This window comes from Vagococcus sp. WN80Y, from assembly GCF_059621045.1.
Window position 1 is genome coordinate 1 of sequence record NZ_JCAQHY010000046.1, and the last position, 1,155, is coordinate 1,155.

Below are 1,155 nucleotides of genomic sequence, written 5' to 3' on the forward strand. Positions count from 1 at the left end.
TGTCCCAATCCCCCACTGACTACTGATGGCACTCGTGGTATCATGAGCCTCTAAATACGGATTCAACTGATACAAGGCGCCTTTATAGGCATTAGGTGCAGATAGGGACAGCGTCACACTCTCTAACAGAGGCTCGCTGATTTTTCCTGGTTGGAGGAGTTCTGAGTAATAGAAATAACCATCGGCATATAACCAGTAGTTCTTGGTTCCTGCTGGTGGTGGGGTTGGGTTCATCCCAGAAGCGAAATTCAAGGTGACGTATTGAAAGGGCTGAGTTAATCGGCTAGCATTGTTGAGTTTATAGCGGTCTTTGCCGTTGGTTTGGTCTGCGATAAACGCTTGATTAGCCACATAATAAGACCCTTTTACTTCATAAGTGCCTCCTTTGTCAGCCGCCGGCTGCCAGGTCTTCTGATCGTTTGCTTTCACAGTTGGTTTCACTTCCTTTGGAGAGTTGATCAGATTTCCATTCCCCTTTTTATCCGTGACATCTACTTTGAATGACAACAAATACTCATAGAGCGAAAGACGGACTAAAGCCGGCACTCTTCCTGTATTTTGAACACGGATTTGTTTGGTGGTATCCGTCCCTGGTTGCCAGGTTAAATTAGGTTGAAACACTTCGGTAAGCTCGGCTTCAAAGCGACTTCCCTCGAATTTATTGGTCGCCGAATCCGCTGAGGTAAACCACGCATAGGTACTTCCTAGAACCATTAGACTAGAAAAGAGTAAGGCAAAAACGCCCCATATTAAATTGACTCGTTTAGCTGATCCTCTCGTTCGCCGACTCTTTTTACGAGTCCCACGACGGTGTGATTGTTTCATGTAATGATACTCCTCTCTCTAGCATAATCGTTATAAGAAATGCCTTATGACGTTTCTCGTTTATCTGCGTTGTTCCCGTTTCTTTTTAATAATGAGTAAGACCATTAAGACCAATAACATCCCAATACAAAGAGCAATTAGCATTTGCCGCCATTCTTCTCCCGTTTGTGGCAATCTTGGAAAGGTTGGTTTAGAGGGGGAGGGTTTCTTGGGGGTAGTTGGCTCTTTTTTAATCGCACGAAACTCCCAGACATTCTCTGTCACGCTTTTTTTGACAAAATCCTTTTCCGTATAATGACTGTCCATTTCAAATTTCGCAATCAGCTTATG

General features: G+C 44.1%; 2 protein-coding genes. Both read right to left on the reverse strand.

Annotated features, from left to right (window positions below):
* On the reverse strand, positions 1 to 825 hold an 825-nt coding region (locus tag AC5KOD_RS02570), incomplete at its 3' end, for a BsaA family SipW-dependent biofilm matrix protein (protein WP_496912978.1).
* A gap of 60 nt (positions 826 to 885) precedes the next feature.
* Positions 886 to 1,155: LPXTG cell wall anchor domain-containing protein (locus AC5KOD_RS02575; protein WP_496912979.1), on the reverse strand; the 270-nt coding region annotated here is incomplete at its 5' end.